General features: G+C 43.9%; 10 protein-coding genes. 5 read left to right on the top strand and 5 right to left on the bottom strand.

The genetic code is table 11. The features are described from left to right. Positions 1-2: 2 nt before the first annotated feature. Positions 3-2,738: a DNA gyrase/topoisomerase IV subunit A gene (locus QVP94_RS08480; protein WP_022192371.1), complete on the bottom strand. Its 2,736-nt coding sequence runs from the start codon at positions 2,736-2,738 to the stop codon at positions 3-5. Positions 2,739-2,956: 218 nt separating this feature from the next. Between QVP94_RS08480 and QVP94_RS08475 the strand changes: the two genes are divergently transcribed. After that, the gene (locus tag QVP94_RS08475) at positions 2,957-3,724 is read left to right on the top strand and encodes a porin family protein (RefSeq protein WP_022192370.1); all 768 of its coding nucleotides are present in this window, start codon (positions 2,957-2,959) and stop codon (positions 3,722-3,724) included. 121 nt (positions 3,725-3,845) lie between these two features. Next, the gene (locus QVP94_RS08470; RefSeq protein ID WP_022192369.1) at positions 3,846-4,646 is read left to right on the top strand and encodes a hypothetical protein; all 801 of its coding nucleotides are present in this window, start codon (positions 3,846-3,848) and stop codon (positions 4,644-4,646) included. 697 nt (positions 4,647-5,343) lie between these two features. Here QVP94_RS08470 and QVP94_RS08465 read toward each other — a convergent pair. Next, positions 5,344-6,780, bottom strand: coding sequence for a Gfo/Idh/MocA family oxidoreductase (locus QVP94_RS08465; protein WP_005859995.1), 1,437 nt, complete (start codon positions 6,778-6,780; stop codon positions 5,344-5,346). A 207-nt stretch (positions 6,781-6,987) separates the two neighbouring features. On the opposite strand from QVP94_RS08465, the gene QVP94_RS08460 reads away from it, so the two are divergent. Further along, entirely contained in the window at positions 6,988-8,532 is a 1,545-nt protein-coding gene (locus tag QVP94_RS08460; protein WP_005859992.1) for a glycine--tRNA ligase, read from the top strand. A 4-nt stretch (positions 8,533-8,536) separates the two neighbouring features. Further along, complete coding sequence (gene bamJ, locus QVP94_RS08455) at positions 8,537-9,061, top strand: BamJ family beta-barrel-assembly machinery protein (protein WP_008773016.1); 525 nt, start codon at positions 8,537-8,539, stop codon at positions 9,059-9,061. Positions 9,062-9,400: 339 nt separating this feature from the next. Here bamJ and QVP94_RS08450 read toward each other — a convergent pair whose 3' ends face one another. Both QVP94_RS08450 and QVP94_RS08445 read right to left on the bottom strand, forming a co-directional pair. Then, complete coding sequence (locus tag QVP94_RS08450; RefSeq protein ID WP_022192368.1) at positions 9,401-10,195, bottom strand: LytR/AlgR family response regulator transcription factor; 795 nt, start codon at positions 10,193-10,195, stop codon at positions 9,401-9,403. 7 nt (positions 10,196-10,202) lie between these two features. Further along, complete coding sequence (locus QVP94_RS08445) at positions 10,203-10,970, bottom strand: LiaI-LiaF-like domain-containing protein (RefSeq protein ID WP_057326161.1); 768 nt, start codon at positions 10,968-10,970, stop codon at positions 10,203-10,205. A 239-nt stretch (positions 10,971-11,209) separates the two neighbouring features. Here QVP94_RS08445 and QVP94_RS08440 point away from each other — a divergent pair, with 239 nt between their 5' ends. Beyond that, positions 11,210-14,347, top strand: coding sequence for an ATP-binding protein (locus tag QVP94_RS08440; protein ID WP_036629101.1), 3,138 nt, complete (start codon positions 11,210-11,212; stop codon positions 14,345-14,347). 205 nt (positions 14,348-14,552) lie between these two features. On the opposite strand, the gene QVP94_RS08435 is transcribed toward QVP94_RS08440, so the two are convergent. Next, the gene (locus QVP94_RS08435) at positions 14,553-15,785 is read right to left on the bottom strand and encodes a glycosyltransferase (RefSeq protein ID WP_005862038.1); all 1,233 of its coding nucleotides are present in this window, start codon (positions 15,783-15,785) and stop codon (positions 14,553-14,555) included. Between the last annotated feature and the right edge of the window lie 6 nt (positions 15,786-15,791).

The following is a 15,791-nucleotide window of genomic DNA, read 5'->3' as shown; positions in this document are numbered from 1 at the left end:
GGTTATTCGTCAAACAATTTCATCTGTCCCGTAATTTCATCGATAATATCCGTGGTACTCTGCCCGTCGTCAGTGTCGTTTCCCTCCTCATTGCCTTCGGTATCGTCTGATTCCGATGCGTTTTCGGAAGGGACGAAGCGATTCGGTTCCAGCTCATTGATTGTCTCGACCTCAAATGTAGAGATTCGTTTACCTTTGGCTTTGAAGCCTTTCACCGCGATAAATTCGTCGGCATCGAGGACGAGAGCCTCCCGGAAGGCGTCATGGCCTCCGAAGATCACCTCGATACGCGGGTAGACCTCATCCGTAAGCAACATCAGGCGGTTCTTCGGATTCTCTCCTAGGAAATTCTGCTTCCGGGTGTTTACCTCCAGCAGGAATCGTTTGATATAATAATATTTCTGATCTGCGTCGTATAATACGGCAGTCCATATCTTGCTCGGCTCGTATTTCTCGATGACCATGATATTGGACTCGTAGTGATTGCTAAGGTCGAAATTCGTGGCGTAGAAATCGCCGTTCGGCAGGATCACCAATATCTGGTCGTTGCTGTGGAACTCGCCTAGCTCTTCTCCCCGCCCATCGTAATTTAACCGGAGTACGTCCCAGTCGAACCATACTTCCCGGCCTCCCAAGGTGGAAGAGCCTTTCTGCTTGAGGCTGATCTTGTGCACTTCCGCTTTCGTCAGGATATTACCTTGAGAGCCCCGTCCCTTAATGGCTATCTCGCTGAAGTTCTTCTCGAAGACGAGTAGTTTCTGCCGGGGTTTGGGTTTCAGGATTACCTTGACGGTCTCCGCCTCTCCGTTCGGGTTCGCGCTGAAGTAAAGGACACGGGAGTTTTCCGTTCCTTTGGTCAGGTCGTATTCCCGGTCGCGTGTAGCGCCCGTGACAGCGAAGCGTTTGATGTAATTATATCCGAACTTACCGTCCCGGTATATAACGTTGTAAATCGTCCGGTTGTCATTGCGCTTAAATACGTTGACATATAGAATATCCTTACCGATAAAGATCTTATCCGCTACCTTGACGATCTTATAAGTACCGTTGCGATAGAAGATGATGACATCGTCTATATCCGAGCAGTTACATATGAACTCGTCCTTTTTCAGTCCCATACCGATGAAACCTTCTTGACGGTTGATATACAATTTCTCGTTCGCCTCTACGACCTTGGTCGCCTCGATCGTGTCGAAATTGCGTATCACGGTATGGCGAGGGTAAGCCTTGCCGTATTTCTCTTTCAGCATGGTAAACCAATCGATGGTATAGTCGACGATATGTTCCAGCTTATCGTTGATCTTGGCGATTTGTTCCAAGGTCTGGGCAATGAACTCGTTACTCTTGTCGGAGTTGAACTTTAAGATACGTCCCATCTTGATCTCCATGAGTTTCAGGATATCGTCCCGGGTAACCTCACGGATAAATCGGGGCTTGAACGGCTCTAAACGAAGGTCGATATGGGATATCGCCTCGTCCATGTTCTTGGCGTTCTCGAATTCCGGGTCTTTATAAATACGTTCCTCGATAAATATCTTTTCAAGGGAGGCGAAGAACAGGGCCTCCTCCTGCTCTTGTTTCTGGATCTTGAGCTCTTCCCGTAAAAGCTCCAGCGTACGATCCGTAGAGTGGCGAAGCACATCGCTGACCGTAAGGAAATGCGGCTTGTCCTCCTTGATCACGCAACAGTTCGGGGAGATACTGATCTCACAATCCGTAAAGGCGTATAAAGCATCGATGGTCTTGTCTGAAGAGACCCCCGGAGCGAGATGCACCAAGATCTCTACATCCTTGGCGGTATTATCGTCTACCTTCTTGATCTTGATCTTTCCTTTATCGTTCGCTTTTAGGATGGACTCGATCACGGTAGAGGTTGTTTTTCCATACGGGATCTCCGAGATCACCAATGTCTTATTATCGAGCTTGCCGATTTTTGCACGGACTTTCACCGATCCACCCCGTTCTCCATCATTATATTTGGCTATGTCGATAGAGCCTCCTGTCTGGAAATCCGGGTATAACGCGAATTCCTCTCCCCGTAGATAGGCGATGGAAGCATCTAATAACTCATTGAAATTATGAGGGAGTATCTTGGAAGACAGGCCTACGGCGATACCTTCCACGCCCTGTGCCAGCAATAAAGGGAATTTTACCGGTAAGGTAACCGGTTCCTTATTACGCCCGTCGTAAGAAAGCTGCCAAAGGGTTGTCTTGGGATTGAATACGGTCTCCAAGGCAAACTTGGAAAGGCGAGCCTCTATATAACGAGGAGCGGCGGCTCCGTCTCCCGTCAGGATATTACCCCAGTTTCCTTGGCAATCGATCAACAGATCTTTTTGTCCCAATTGCACCAAGGCATCTCCGATAGAGGCGTCTCCGTGAGGGTGGAACTGCATCGTATGACCTACGATATTTGCGACCTTGTTATACCGCCCGTCATCCAACCTCCTCATGGAGTGCAGGATACGTCGTTGTACGGGTTTCAGTCCATCGTTGATATGCGGAACGGCCCGTTCCAAGATCACATAAGAAGCGTAGTCTAGGAACCAGTTTTGGTACATCCCAGACAAATGATAGGTCGTGACACGTGTATCCCCTTTCCCCGGGACTTTATAGTCGGAATGGGTATTCGCCTCTTCCTCCGTAGTCTCGTTATCTTGGGTATCACTATTTATATCCTCAATTTCCTCGTTTTCCTTATCCTCGATATAATCGTCTTCTTTATCTTCCGGTCTCATAAAATCCAGTTCTTTCTACACAACGCTATTACGCCAAATTGCTAACAGGGTGTAAATATAGCAAATATTCGGCAGTTTTTATAAGAATGAGGCTTTTACGAGAGTGAGTTTGCGTTAAATAAAGAGATTTTATAAAATAAATATTTAGGTGGTAGGGGTTTTTCAGAATCTTTTGTCTTATCAATAACAATTGATATTTACATATAAAAGAATATGATATGAAGAAGCTGATTTTATTTGTGTTATGCGCTTTGAGTGGCTTGATGGTGAGCGCTCAATCACGCTGGGGGATTACTCCGGAGGGTGGATTTGCCGCGGTTAATCGTGTTGGAATGGGCTCTAGCTGGCGTGCGGGGGTTAAGGTAGGCGTTGGTGTATCTTACCAGTTTGAACCGGGATGGATTGGATTGAAATCCGGTTTATATTATGCGAATAGAGGGTATTCGTTGGGAGATTATCCGAGAACGACGGAGTCTGCCACGTATGTCTTGAAAGAGATGATGACCGGTGGTATCACGCAACATTTTTTGCAATTGCCCGTGATGGCTGATTTCTCATGGAAAGTGTCGAAAGAGGTACGTATGCATTTAGCGGTCGGTATGTATGCCGGTGTATCTGTCAAGAATGATACGAATTGGGGATCTTCGTTTACGATGGGGTATTCGAAGGAGCCGCAGGCGCTTGGTAAATATGTCAAATCTACTGGCCTAGGGTATAGTTATGGTTATGGCCATTCGGGATGTGATGAGGCTGAAAACGCCGATCATCCATTTCGAGACGTGAATTCTTTTGATTGGGGATTGACAACTTCTTTTGGTATAGAGGTGAATAACTGGGTGATGAATCTGGGGTATGATCTCTCTCTAGGTGATGAGGGCGGTAACTATAAGATCGATGGCGATAATTTCTCTCTGTATGAGGTAAGAAGTGTCGGTGCCAATTACAATACGATGAGTCTGACGGTTGGGTATAAGTTCAAGCTTTAACAGCAAATCACTTATAGGATACGAATCTGACGAATATTCGGTGTCTTTTTTTAATAGATACGCAGCTTTTGAGATTGTTTGATCATCTATAACTTATAGAAACTTAAATAAATAAGATATTATGAGAATCATCAATCCGATAGGTGGGATCATCCTGCTTTTTGTCTTGCTGGGCACTCTGGGGTGTAGCGAGGACTCATTTCAAGATGAGGCTAAGCCGGTGATTTGTCCTAGTGTTGTTTATCCGGAGGGAGCTAAATTGGCACGAGTTTGGTACGGTGCGGGTATTTCCTCTCCTCAGAGTCTGGCGAAGGAATATGTGTACGATGAGTCGGGACGTATCTCCAAGGTATTATATCCATTGAATACGGAGGATGGAGAAGGATACTTGATTGGCTACGTTGAATATGTTTATGACGAGTGGGGTTTTTTGTCTAAAGAAGTTTACTTCAACAGAAACCTAGATCAGACGTATCATAATTTGTCTACGCTTCATTATAAGTATGATGAACAAGGCCGGAAAATAAAGGAGATTACTGAATATCCGGTTATTGGCAAGAGCAAGGTGACAGTCTTTTCTTATAAGAATAATCTTCTGGAACGGAAAGTTGAGTACGACGAACTCGGCCGGAAGCTTACTTATACGGACTATGAGTACGATGAGACAGGGTTGTTGACAAAAGAAACGATTCGTGATCCCGAAACGTCCGAGGTTCTCCGATATAGCGAGTACCGTAATGAGAACGGATTGAACATGGAGATCATGGTTTATGCCGACCTTCCAACAGAAAAAGAATCCATAGAGCTTCGTCGGATCACGAAGTCCTATGATCAGAATGGCAATCTGCTTCAATTAGTCTCTGAAGAATTAGCTTCTTCTAGCTCCCAGTCGAGTTTCTCGGAGTCCTATGAGTATATTTGAAGGCGTTCGTGATGACTTTATTCGATATGGAATGTCATCACGAATGTTTTTTCCTTCGTATAGGGGGCCTATTCGTCCAATCCTTGTTCGTTCGGATTTCCGGTCTTCATGAAATACCCTTATACAATAAGACCCCTTCCGTAGTTGTTCTCACTCCTTGTACTTTTCCTCCGGTAATTTGAAAATTCTTTTAGTTCTTATGGTTTTCTATATTTGCCATAAATATAACAAAAAATGCAGAGCGTAGCGTCGGGATTAAAAGCAAAAGTGGGTTTCTCTTAGAGGTAACAAAAGTTTCATACTGAGGAAACTTTAGTTTCCCTATAGAGAAATAAAAGTTTTCCGCTTATTAAACTTTTGTTTTCATATGGACAAACTTTTATTTTTTAGTCTGAAAAACTACAAATAACTAGATGCTAATATTTTATATATGTTGAAAGGAGATCGGATAATGCTATATAGTGAGTGTAGAGGATCGTTGTGTTAGGTGAAGGAAAAGTGGTAAATGGCAGTAAATAGTGGTAGATAGAGCCAGATAATTGTAGATGTTTTTTATCTACCACCATGGATTAAGTATCCTAAGACCAGATGATTGCAGGGATAGTTGTAGATGTTGTAGCAAATGGGCTTGTAAATTATATGGGAGAATTGAAAGTTAAAGCGATGAACGAATAACTTTCAATTCTCCATGTTTCAATTAAATGGTATAATATTGTTCCCATCCTTTGCGAGGCGGCAAACCACACAGCATCTTATTCGCTTCCGGATCGTTCGTGATCTGTTTCGTGTCACGATCGAAGACGAGCTTGCGGTTCAAGCGCTGGCTTAATACGCCGAGACAGAATACCTGACTTAATGGGCCGGCGATCGAGAACGGTGAGCGGGTTTTCTCCTTACCCATACAGCTTAACAGGAAGTTCGCGAAATGGTTAGACGGGCTTTTCGGCACTTCCGGTAAGCGGGATTCCATCTCTTTCGCTTTCTCATCCGGGATGATAGATAAGGTACTTCCATGAGAACCACCCTTGAAGGTTAATTCTTTCGAGTAGATTTCCTTGCCCGGGTTCAACTTCGCCGGTTGTATCTTCCCTCCGGCTACGGTCGGGATGTTCGGGTCGAGCTCCGAGACACCATAACCTTCCGGTACGGCGGGGATATTGTCCAGTCCATCGTACCAAGTGATATCCACGGCCGGCATATTCCCTCTTTCCGGGAATTTAAACAGAAGGGTGGATGACATCGGGAAGAAGAACGGGTTATGGTCTTTCAAATAAAGCGGATTTATTTCTGTAGGCAATCCTAAATCTAGGAATTCATGTGCCGTATCCAAAATATGCGCTCCCCAATCTCCTAAGACACCCATTCCGAAGTCGTACCAACAACGCCATTGTCCCAAATGGTAGTCATGGTTGTAATCATGATATTGAGCTACGCCGATCCATGTGTCCCAATCCATCGTCTCGGGAACCGGTTCTCCCATAGGCATATGCCTAATATTCGGGTTCCATCCGTGCCAGCGACGCGGATTATTCATATGGGCGGTAATGGCGGTAACATCCTTGATAATACCGGCCTCTTTCCATGCCTTGAATTGGAAATAGTTCGCCTCGGAATGTCCTTGGTTACCCATTTGGGTGACAACGCCGTATTTCTTCGCTCCACGCATCATGATCTCTATTTCTTGGAACGTGCGGGCCATCGGTTTCTCTACATATACATGTTTGCCGTGCGCCATCGCCTCGATCGTGATCGGGAAGTGGGAATGATCCGGCACGCCTACGCTGACGGCATCGATCTTGTCCGCCATCCGGTCGAACATCGTGCGGAAGTCCTGAAAACGGGCCGCTTTCGGGAACATGTTGATAATCTCTTGCGTGTGAGGGGCTCCCATGTCCACGTCGCAGAGAGCTACCACGTTACACAGACCTGTGTTATACAATTCCTTGGCGATCTCGCCCCCTCGTTGTCCGATGCCGATGAACGCTATATTTACCCGGTCATTAGCGCTGATTAGCGGGGAAGTAGGTAGAACACGTCCGTGGGCGGGTGTCCAGAACGACGGGATGGCTGATACTGCCGATAAGGCTAGCGCTCGCTTAAGGAACGAGCGGCGTGAGATTTCTTCTGATTTCATGGTATTATCTTGTTTAAATTATACTGTTTGCGCAAACACTAACGATTTACGTCGTAAATATACAAAACTTTCTATAGTTACGGAAAAAATCATTTACTTTGTAGCCGCATAAAGGAGACCATGTGCTAATGTGTCACTCAGGCGGGTCTCCGATGGACTTATCATTGGCACATTGGCATATTAACAAAATTGGCAAATTATTAGATTATGGCACAAGAAGATGTATTTAAGAAATTAGTTTCACACTGTAAGGAGTATGGTTTCGTATTTCCCTCCTCAGAGATTTATGACGGTTTGGGAGCGGTATACGATTATGGCCAGTATGGTGTTGAGTTAAAGAATAATATAAAGAAATATTGGTGGGATAGCATGACTTTGCTGCATGAGAATGTAGTGGGTATTGATTCCGCTATTTTTATGCACCCTACTATCTGGAAAGCTTCCGGCCATGTTGACGCTTTTAATGATCCGTTGATCGATAACAAGGACTCGAAGAAACGTTACCGTGCGGACGTTTTGATCGAGGACCATTTGGGCAAGATCGAGGAGAAAATAAATAAGGAAGTGGCGAAAGCCGCAAAGAAATTCGGTGACGCTTTCGATGAGGCTAAATTCCGTGAGACGAATCCTCGTGTATTGGAGCATCAAGCGAAATGGAATGAGATTCATGAGCGTTATAGTAAGGCGATGAACGAGTCTAACTTCGAGGATCTTCGCCAATTGATCTTGGATTGCGAGATCGTTTGCCCGATTTCCGGAACTCGTAACTGGACGGAGGTTCGCCAGTTTAACTTGATGTTCTCTACGGATATGGGTTCTACCGCTGATGGAGCGACTAAGATTTATCTTCGTCCGGAGACGGCTCAAGGTATTTTCGTGAACTTCTTGAATGTGCAGAAGACTGGCCGTATGAAGATCCCGTTCGGTATCGCCCAGATCGGTAAGGCGTTCCGTAATGAGATCGTGGCTCGTCAGTTTATCTTCCGTATGCGTGAGTTCGAGCAAATGGAGATGCAATTCTTTGTTCGTCCGGGTGAGGAGATCGAGTGGTTCAAGAAATGGAAGTCTACTCGCTTGAAATGGCATCAAGCTCTTGGCTTGGGAGATCAGAAGTATCGTTATCACGATCATGAGAAGTTGGCTCACTACGCTAACGCGGCTACGGATATCGAGTTCGAGATGCCGTTCGGATTTAAGGAAGTGGAGGGTATACATAGCCGTACGAACTTCGACTTGAGTCAGCATGAGAAGTTTTCCGGTAAAAAGATCCAATATTTCGATCCGGAGTTGAACCAGAGTTACACTCCGTATGTAATCGAGACCTCGATCGGTGTAGACCGTGTGTTCTTGAGCATCATGGCGGGTTCTTACTGCGAGGAGACGTTGGCGAATGGCGAGAGCCGTGTGGTATTGAAGTTGCCCGCAGCCTTGGCTCCGATCAAGTTGGCCGTATTGCCATTGGTGAAGAAAGATGGCTTGCCCGAGAAAGCTGAGGAGATTATAAATATGTTGCGTTTCGACTTCCGTTGCCAATACGACGAGAAGGATTCTATTGGTAAGCGTTATCGCCGTCAGGATGCGATCGGTACCCCGTATTGTATTACGGTAGACCATGACACCTTGAAGGATAATTGCGTAACGATCCGTTTCCGTGACACGATGGAGCAAGAGCGCGTAAGTATCGATAAGCTTCACGATATTATCACGGAGAAGGTGAGCATGAAGAATTTATTGAAAAAGGTAATAGAGTAAACGAATGAAGAAGTACTGGCATATTGCGTTGATGTTGTTTTGCGTGCTCATGATCACCTCTTGTGGGGATGATGATGAGGCACTAGAGGTGGATGAGGTTTGGAAGGTCCAGAATGAGGAGGCTTTTCAAGCCCAGATGCTGGTTCCGGGTTTCGAGCAATTGAGTTCTCAAAGTAATGCCGGATTTATCCTTTACAAGGTCTTGAAGACTGGGGAGAGTAAGGAGCCGATTTATTATACGAGCAAGGTGGAATGTTATTATAAAGGCTCTTTTATAAATGGTGAAGTTTTTGATGATCGTTCTTTCGAGGCTGGAGAGCCTGCGGTGATGGAAGTGTACAAGATGACTGATGGCTTTGCCACGGCTTTACAGAATATGCATCCCGGTGATAAATGGGAGATTTGGGTTCCCTCGCAACTTGGATATGGAGAAGCGGGATATAAGAATCCTAATACCGGGGCTGTTGTTGTAAAACCTTGCACTACGATGATTTTTGAGATGGAAGTCGTAGGTATTGTTGAGGAATAGAAATCCTATCTTATGGTATAATTACGGCCGCCTCTTTTTAGGGGTGGCCGTTTTTTTATAGTTATATGTAAATCTAGGGAAGCAAATCCCTATAAACAATTAAAGCCTGTCTCACGACAAGCCCTAACCAAACTTTGTTAACCTTAAATCTAATACTATTATGAAAAAACCACGATGCAAAGATACGTTCGTCAAGACCATTTGTCAAGTCTTTTGCAACTAATATATGTTAAGTAACATATCGATGCTTGCCAAAAAGTGTTACACAACACAAAACTCTATATATTACAATCAAAATCTTCTAATTTTAACGATGATTAGCTTCCTTTTATAGGACTGCTAAAGGGAAAGACGTTCTTTGAGTAGCTTATAGCCAGCGCTACTGGCACGAAGATAGGTTCCATCCTTTAATCGTACTTGATAGGCTTCTTTTCCGAATAGTTCTACTCGCAATATCTGTTCCGTATTAACGATATAAGAGCGATGTATACGAACGAACTCCGGAGAAGGAAGGCTTCGCTCGAAATACTTCATGGTTTGCTCCTTTACGTGCTGACCGGAAGTAGTGAATAAGGTCACATAGTCGCCACATGCTTGCAAATAGAATATCTCTTTTATCGGGATGATATGAATACGTGTCCCGTCTTTTACGGATATACGATCTAGAATCTCCTCCGGAACGGTAGTCGGGGGAGGTGCCGTCTTTTCCTCCATTTGTCTCACGATAAGCTCCGCCTCACTCTTTCTTTCCCGGCTGGCATACCATTGGGATAGAATGATCCATGCCATTAGGCCGAACAGGAATCGAAAAGGAATCGTGATCGAGAATTCCTCCCAATCTTCCAATCCGAATATTTGTAGCAAGATCGAGCATCCGGCTATGCAAGCGATTTGTACGAGTACGGCGAAAGCCACTCGTGCTTGCATGATATGTAACGTACATTGTACATACCAAAGATAATATCCCGCTACGGCGAACAATGCGATGGAAAGTAAGCTATCGACCAAAGTGATGCTCAACGGAAGATCGCCATAAAGAGTTAATAATGCGCATTGGATCGCTATGGCTAAAAGTAATAATAGGCTTCCCAGCCCTTTATGTAATATGGATGTTGTAATAGGATGTTCTTGCATGATGAGTTTAGTCTCTTAGTTCAAGGCCGCTGAACGACAAGTCTCCACATATATATAACGTGTGCGTCATGTCGGTTGTTTCTGTCAGGTCCCTCATGTCTTGGCATCCAGCCAAGAAGGAATCAACCTTTAGACGAACCAGCCATCCTTTAGGAACGTATATTACTACGCCGCTGAAGGAGCTATCTATGTTTATGATGGTTTCATCAGCCTCTAATGTTGTTTTTTTAAGATCGAGGATCACGTTGCCGAAAGATACGTCTATGTCCGCTCCCTTGAATACGGGGTCCAGTACGATGTGCCTTACCGAGTTGAAAGTGGTGTCAACCGATACGAAACCGTTATCTGTCTCGTAGTTGATCTCATCGTTAGGCTTTCTGTGCCCGAAAGGGGGATGGTTAAAAGGACGTTTATGCTTTTTCGTGCGGATAGAATCTTTCCGCTTCAGCATGATGACCAATCCTAACAGGATTAATCCTAACGGCCAATATATACGTAAGAAATCGTTCGTGATCCAATTTAACTGCGGGAAAAGGAAATAGACTCCCACGCCTACGAGGAGCATACCTCCTACCGGATTACGGTGGAAAATCGTAAAGATGCCCGACACGACAAGCAGCATCGGCCAAGATACAAGCAAGTCAAATAAGGATGGATCTATCATTCCTAGATTCCGCAGTAAAAATAATATACCGACAATGATAAATAAGGTAGCGATCAGATACCCGTTTGTCCTCTTCTCTTTAAAATCGATGTCATAATCTTTCATATCCATAAGTTCCATTTTTTTGTTTTTTATCAAATGTACGGGTTCGTCATTCTATACACAAGTAAATACCGCTGATTTCTATACGAGTATCGGTAAATAACCGAATAATCCCGATTAAAAAAGCCTTTAGTTTGTAAGAAACGTGAATTTGACACCAAAACTTGATAAAAAAACTAGTTTGATAAGATTAGTTGATAATTAAGGAATATCTTTGTCTTTACAACTGCAATAGAGGAATGTAGGGAATGATACGAAATATTATAAATTTAAAGGCAATAATACTTTATTTTGGATTGATTTTATGCTTGATAGCCGGTATGCCGACTCCGGCTTATGGGAGTTCTTCATATCCGGTCAAGGAGGAATCGTATGTATTGGTGATAAATTCATATGTGGATGGCGAACGTTGGTCTGGTAATTTATTAAACATGATCTCGAAGTTCGCTACCCCGGAGGAGTACACTCTCCGGATAGATCATATAAGCGTGATGTTGGTTGATACGCCAGAGAAATTAAAAGAGAAACAAGAGGTCTTCTTTGAAGCTAACAAGAAGAAGCCGGATGGAATTATCTACTTAGGCGTAAATGGATGGGCTTTTATGCGGGATAAGATCCGGGAGAAATGGGGGGATATTCCCACTCTGGTCTGTTCGGAGACGGGGGAAATGGCAGAAAATGAATGTTATTTTAATCAGAGGCATTCCTCTGATAGGGTGATTCCTTTACAAGAGGCGGTTAAGGGGTATAACGCTACGGGATTGGTTATCCCTTATTATGTTAAAGGTTCGATCGACTTGGTGAAGGAATTAATCCCGGGTTTGAAACGTCTGATTTTCATATCCGACAGACGTTATGTTTCCACATGGCTCCGGGATGAGATGGAGAAACATATGGAAACTTCTTTCCCTGAGGGGAAAGTGGATTTTTATACGGAGGGTTCTTGCTCCATGGATAGTTTATTGGCGGTTCTGTCGGAGAAAGATCCGCATCGAGCGACAGCCGTGATGTATTACTCGTGGATTACCGAGAAACCTTTCTTGAATCACTCGTTATTATATAGTACTTTATATCAAGGTATAAACGGTATTTCTAGGCATCCTGTTTTTTCTTTATATGATATGGGTGTGGAAGAAGGATATACGATTGGTGGATATTATAATAGCGCTAAAACGATTGAGACTGCTCTAATCCCCTTGCTACAACAAGTTTATAACGGTGAAGATATGGGCAAGATCCCGGTTTCAACGGTGGATGATCCTCATAAATACTTGAATTATGTTTCGTTGATAAGTGCGATATCTAATGAAGATAATTTCCCGCGTGATGCGATCTACTTGAATGCGCCTCCCTCTTTCTTGGAAAAATATTGGATGCAACTGTTAGGCTTTCTGATATTCTTTCTGGTAGTCGTGTTTTTAGCGTGGCATTACGTGTATCGTTCTAAGCAAAAGATGAAGGAAGTGGAGTTGAGGCTATTATCCCGTTACCGTGATTTATTTAATAATATGCCATTGCCTTATATACGGCAGCGGCTGATTCGGGAAGGTACGCAAATCGATGTGCAGGTTTTGGATGTAAACCATGCTTTCGAGGAAAAAATCGCTCCTAAAGATTTCGTGGTAAATAAGCATGGAAAAGAGATCGCTAATTTAATTGGGGGAAGTTATCCTTTGCTTCTATCGGCTGTACCTACAGTTCTGGAGAGTGGGAAATCCTTTACTTGTGAGTATTATTTTGAGCCGACAGGGCTTTACTATACGATTATCATCATGCCTACCTCGGAAGAGAATGTGGTTGATGCGTTTTTTATTGATATTACGGATATCCATAAATTCCAGACGCATTTGAAAGCCATGAATCATAAGCTGGCTATGGCGTTAGAGGCGGCAGATCTTTTACCGTGGCGATATAATCTGGCTGAAGAGAAGATTATCTATGAGTCGAAAGTACATCCGGGAGATAATATAGAGACAGCAGAGGTGCATACCCATGAGGTTTCGTTGAAGGAATATTTCAGCAAGATACACCCGTCTTTCAGGGCTTGCGTGGAAAAGGCTTTCGATGATTTGTGTAATGGGAAAATAAAGAAAGTACGAAAAGAATATTGTCTGGAGCGGTTGATTCCGGGAGAAGATCGCCATGAGTGGGAGGAGATACAGGTAATGGTCGAATATGATGCTTCCGGTAAACCGAAAGCGTTGATCGGGTCTACGATATCTATTACCGAGCGTAAGCAATTGGAACATGACCTTCGAATGGCTAGGGATAAGGCGGAGGAGTCGAATAAATTGAAATCTGCGTTTTTAGCTAATATGAGCCATGAGATACGTACACCGTTGAATGCGATCGTAGGTTTCTCTAATATCCTCGCCTCGACCGATAACCTTGAGGATAAGAAGGAATTCGCTGATATTATCGAGAATAATAATTCCCTATTGTTGCAGTTGATAAACGATATCTTGGATTTGTCAAAAATTGAGGCGGGTACCTTGGAGTTTACTTATGACTATGTGGATATTAACGCTGTATTGAGGGATTTGGAGCAATCGGCTCATTTGAAGAATAAGAATCCGGATGTACAGATCTCATTTAAGGATTATCTGGAGCCTTGCGTGATTTATACGGATCGAAATCGTCTGTCCCAACTGATGATCAATCTGTTGAACAATGCCATGAAATTTACGCAGGCAGGATTGATCTCATTTGGCTATAAACTGCGGGATGATAATACGTTGTGGTTCTATGTAGAGGATACGGGCTGCGGAATCCCGGAGAATAAACGGAAAGATATTTTCGGACGTTTTGTGAAACTGAACACTTTCGCTCAAGGAACAGGATTGGGTTTAAGCATCTGTGAGATGATTGTTACCCAGATGAAAGGAACGATCGGGGTTGATTCTATGGAAGGGAAAGGCTCTAAGTTCTGGTTTACATTGCCTTTTCAGCCGAAGAAAGAATTATTTCCTAGTGAAGAGCAGAAGCCTGTTACTTTGGAGAAGATCGCCCGAAGTGAGGTTACGATCTTGATCGCTGAGGACAATTCCAGTAATTATCGCCTGTTTGAGTCTATATTGAAGCCTGAATATAAATTGATTCATGCATGGAATGGAAAGGAGGCTGTGGAGCTATTTTATCAGCACAAACCTCAGTTGATCTTGATGGATATAAAGATGCCGGTCATGGATGGATACGAGGCTACCGCAGAGATTCGTAAGGTTTCTGCTAGCGTGCCTATTATCGCGGTGACGGCTTATGCTTTCGCCCAAGATGAGCAACGGATCATTAATAGTGGATTTGATGCCTATACGGCGAAACCGATTAATGGGAAGATCTTAAAAGACAAGATATCAACTTTATTGACGCATCGGATTATTCTGATGTAATCGAAGGGCTTTGCGGGAAGCAGACCTTATAAAACAATTAAAGCCTGTCTCACGACAAGCCCTAACCAAACTTTGTTAACCTTAAATCTAATACTATTATGAAAAAACCACGATGCAAATATACGGAGTTACTATTATTTGTCAATAGTTTAAGTGCTAAATTGTGTTTTGTAACATGTAATAAAATCTAATAGGAACTTATGCCTCATTGAAATCTTTCGATAGAGTCGCATATATTCTTTATACCTCCCTCTTTTTGGATCATCTCGCCTATATGAGCGGCATTTTTCTTATAAAGCGGATTGGTGACCAGATCACAAACCTTGCGTTCGATCTCCTGCTCGCTCGCTTTCGCTATCTTAAGCCCTTCCGGCCCTAACCCTAATTGGTGGATTCGATAGGACCAATAGGGTTGATCGATAATCAACGGAGTGATTAATTGGGGCTTTCCCGCCCTTCCTACGCTATGGGTCGTGCCGCAACCTCCATGATGGATAACGCCGTCGCAGTGCGGAAATATCAAATTATGCGGAACCGGCTGCTTCATTAAGAATAAATGTTTATCCGCTTGTAAGGTGATTCCTGTCTTTGCCCAACCGGAATCGATGATGAGCCGATAATCATGTTTCTTGCAAATATCGACCAAGGCTTTGCTAAAACGGTTACCATCCTTGGAACTACAACTCCCGAGGGTAAAAAAGATAATAGGGCTTTGAGCGCTGTCGACGAATGATATCATTTCCTCGTAAGCCTTCTCATCATATTGAAAAGTGTCATTGAAGCAATAGCCTCCGATCGACCATTTGAACGTCCAGTCCGGATCTATGTTTCCTAGGTGCTGGCTGAAAAGCAAGTAATTATATGAACGCTCTCCCGCATGATAACCAAAATTACGAATCGGTGCGAGTCCGTATTTAGCCCGGTTCTTGTTGATCGTGTCTTTGACCATGAAATTGGTCATCCGGTTCATCAACTTCCATAAGATGGCAGGGGTGATGATCGGGTTGGGTTTGGGAAATGGCAATACGGCCGGGGGAATCTTCTTACCCGGCAAGAACGGGGCGTAGGCGGTACGTATCAAGGGCTTCTTGCAATACTCGGCGATACTTGCGACAGCAAATTCCGAGTTGGTCGATACTAAAATATCATGCTCTTTTAGTAGGGGAATCAATTGATCGAACTGTTTATCGATCACGTTCCTCATCCATTTAAGGAATGGCCGGAATTTATGTGAGTTTTGCGCTGCGCTATCGATCATGCCGCCGATATCGTCAAACTGCTGCAATACGTATTTAAATCCGTAGGGTTTAACGGTCTCCTCGAATATTTGAGGGAGATTGATGGTCACCTCATGGCCACGTCTTTCCAATTCGGCCGCTATGGCCAAATAAGGAAGGACGTCGCCTTGTGAGCCTCTGGTTACTAATAGTATTTTCATGCTACG

This window comes from Parabacteroides sp. CAG:2, from assembly GCF_000436315.1.
In the GTDB taxonomy this organism is placed as follows: Bacteria; Bacteroidota; Bacteroidia; order Bacteroidales; family Tannerellaceae; genus Parabacteroides; species Parabacteroides distasonis.
Note: the sequence above shows the minus strand (reverse complement) of the source record. Positions and strands in the feature narration are given on the sequence as shown.

Coding starts and splice junctions, on each gene's coding strand:
- QVP94_RS08480 (WP_022192371.1), bottom strand. CDS start 2,738: ATGAGACCGGAAGATAAAGAAGACGATTATATCGAGGATAAGGAAAAC.
- QVP94_RS08475 (WP_022192370.1), top strand. CDS start 2,957: ATGAAGAAGCTGATTTTATTTGTGTTATGCGCTTTGAGTGGCTTGATG.
- QVP94_RS08470 (WP_022192369.1), top strand. CDS start 3,846: ATGAGAATCATCAATCCGATAGGTGGGATCATCCTGCTTTTTGTCTTG.
- QVP94_RS08465 (WP_005859995.1), bottom strand. CDS start 6,780: ATGAAATCAGAAGAAATCTCACGCCGCTCGTTCCTTAAGCGAGCGCTA.
- QVP94_RS08460 (WP_005859992.1), top strand. CDS start 6,988: ATGGCACAAGAAGATGTATTTAAGAAATTAGTTTCACACTGTAAGGAG.
- bamJ (WP_008773016.1), top strand. CDS start 8,537: ATGAAGAAGTACTGGCATATTGCGTTGATGTTGTTTTGCGTGCTCATG.
- QVP94_RS08450 (WP_022192368.1), bottom strand. CDS start 10,195: ATGCAAGAACATCCTATTACAACATCCATATTACATAAAGGGCTGGGA.
- QVP94_RS08445 (WP_057326161.1), bottom strand. CDS start 10,970: ATGGATATGAAAGATTATGACATCGATTTTAAAGAGAAGAGGACAAAC.
- QVP94_RS08440 (WP_036629101.1), top strand. CDS start 11,210: ATGATACGAAATATTATAAATTTAAAGGCAATAATACTTTATTTTGGA.
- QVP94_RS08435 (WP_005862038.1), bottom strand. CDS start 15,785: ATGAAAATACTATTAGTAACCAGAGGCTCACAAGGCGACGTCCTTCCT.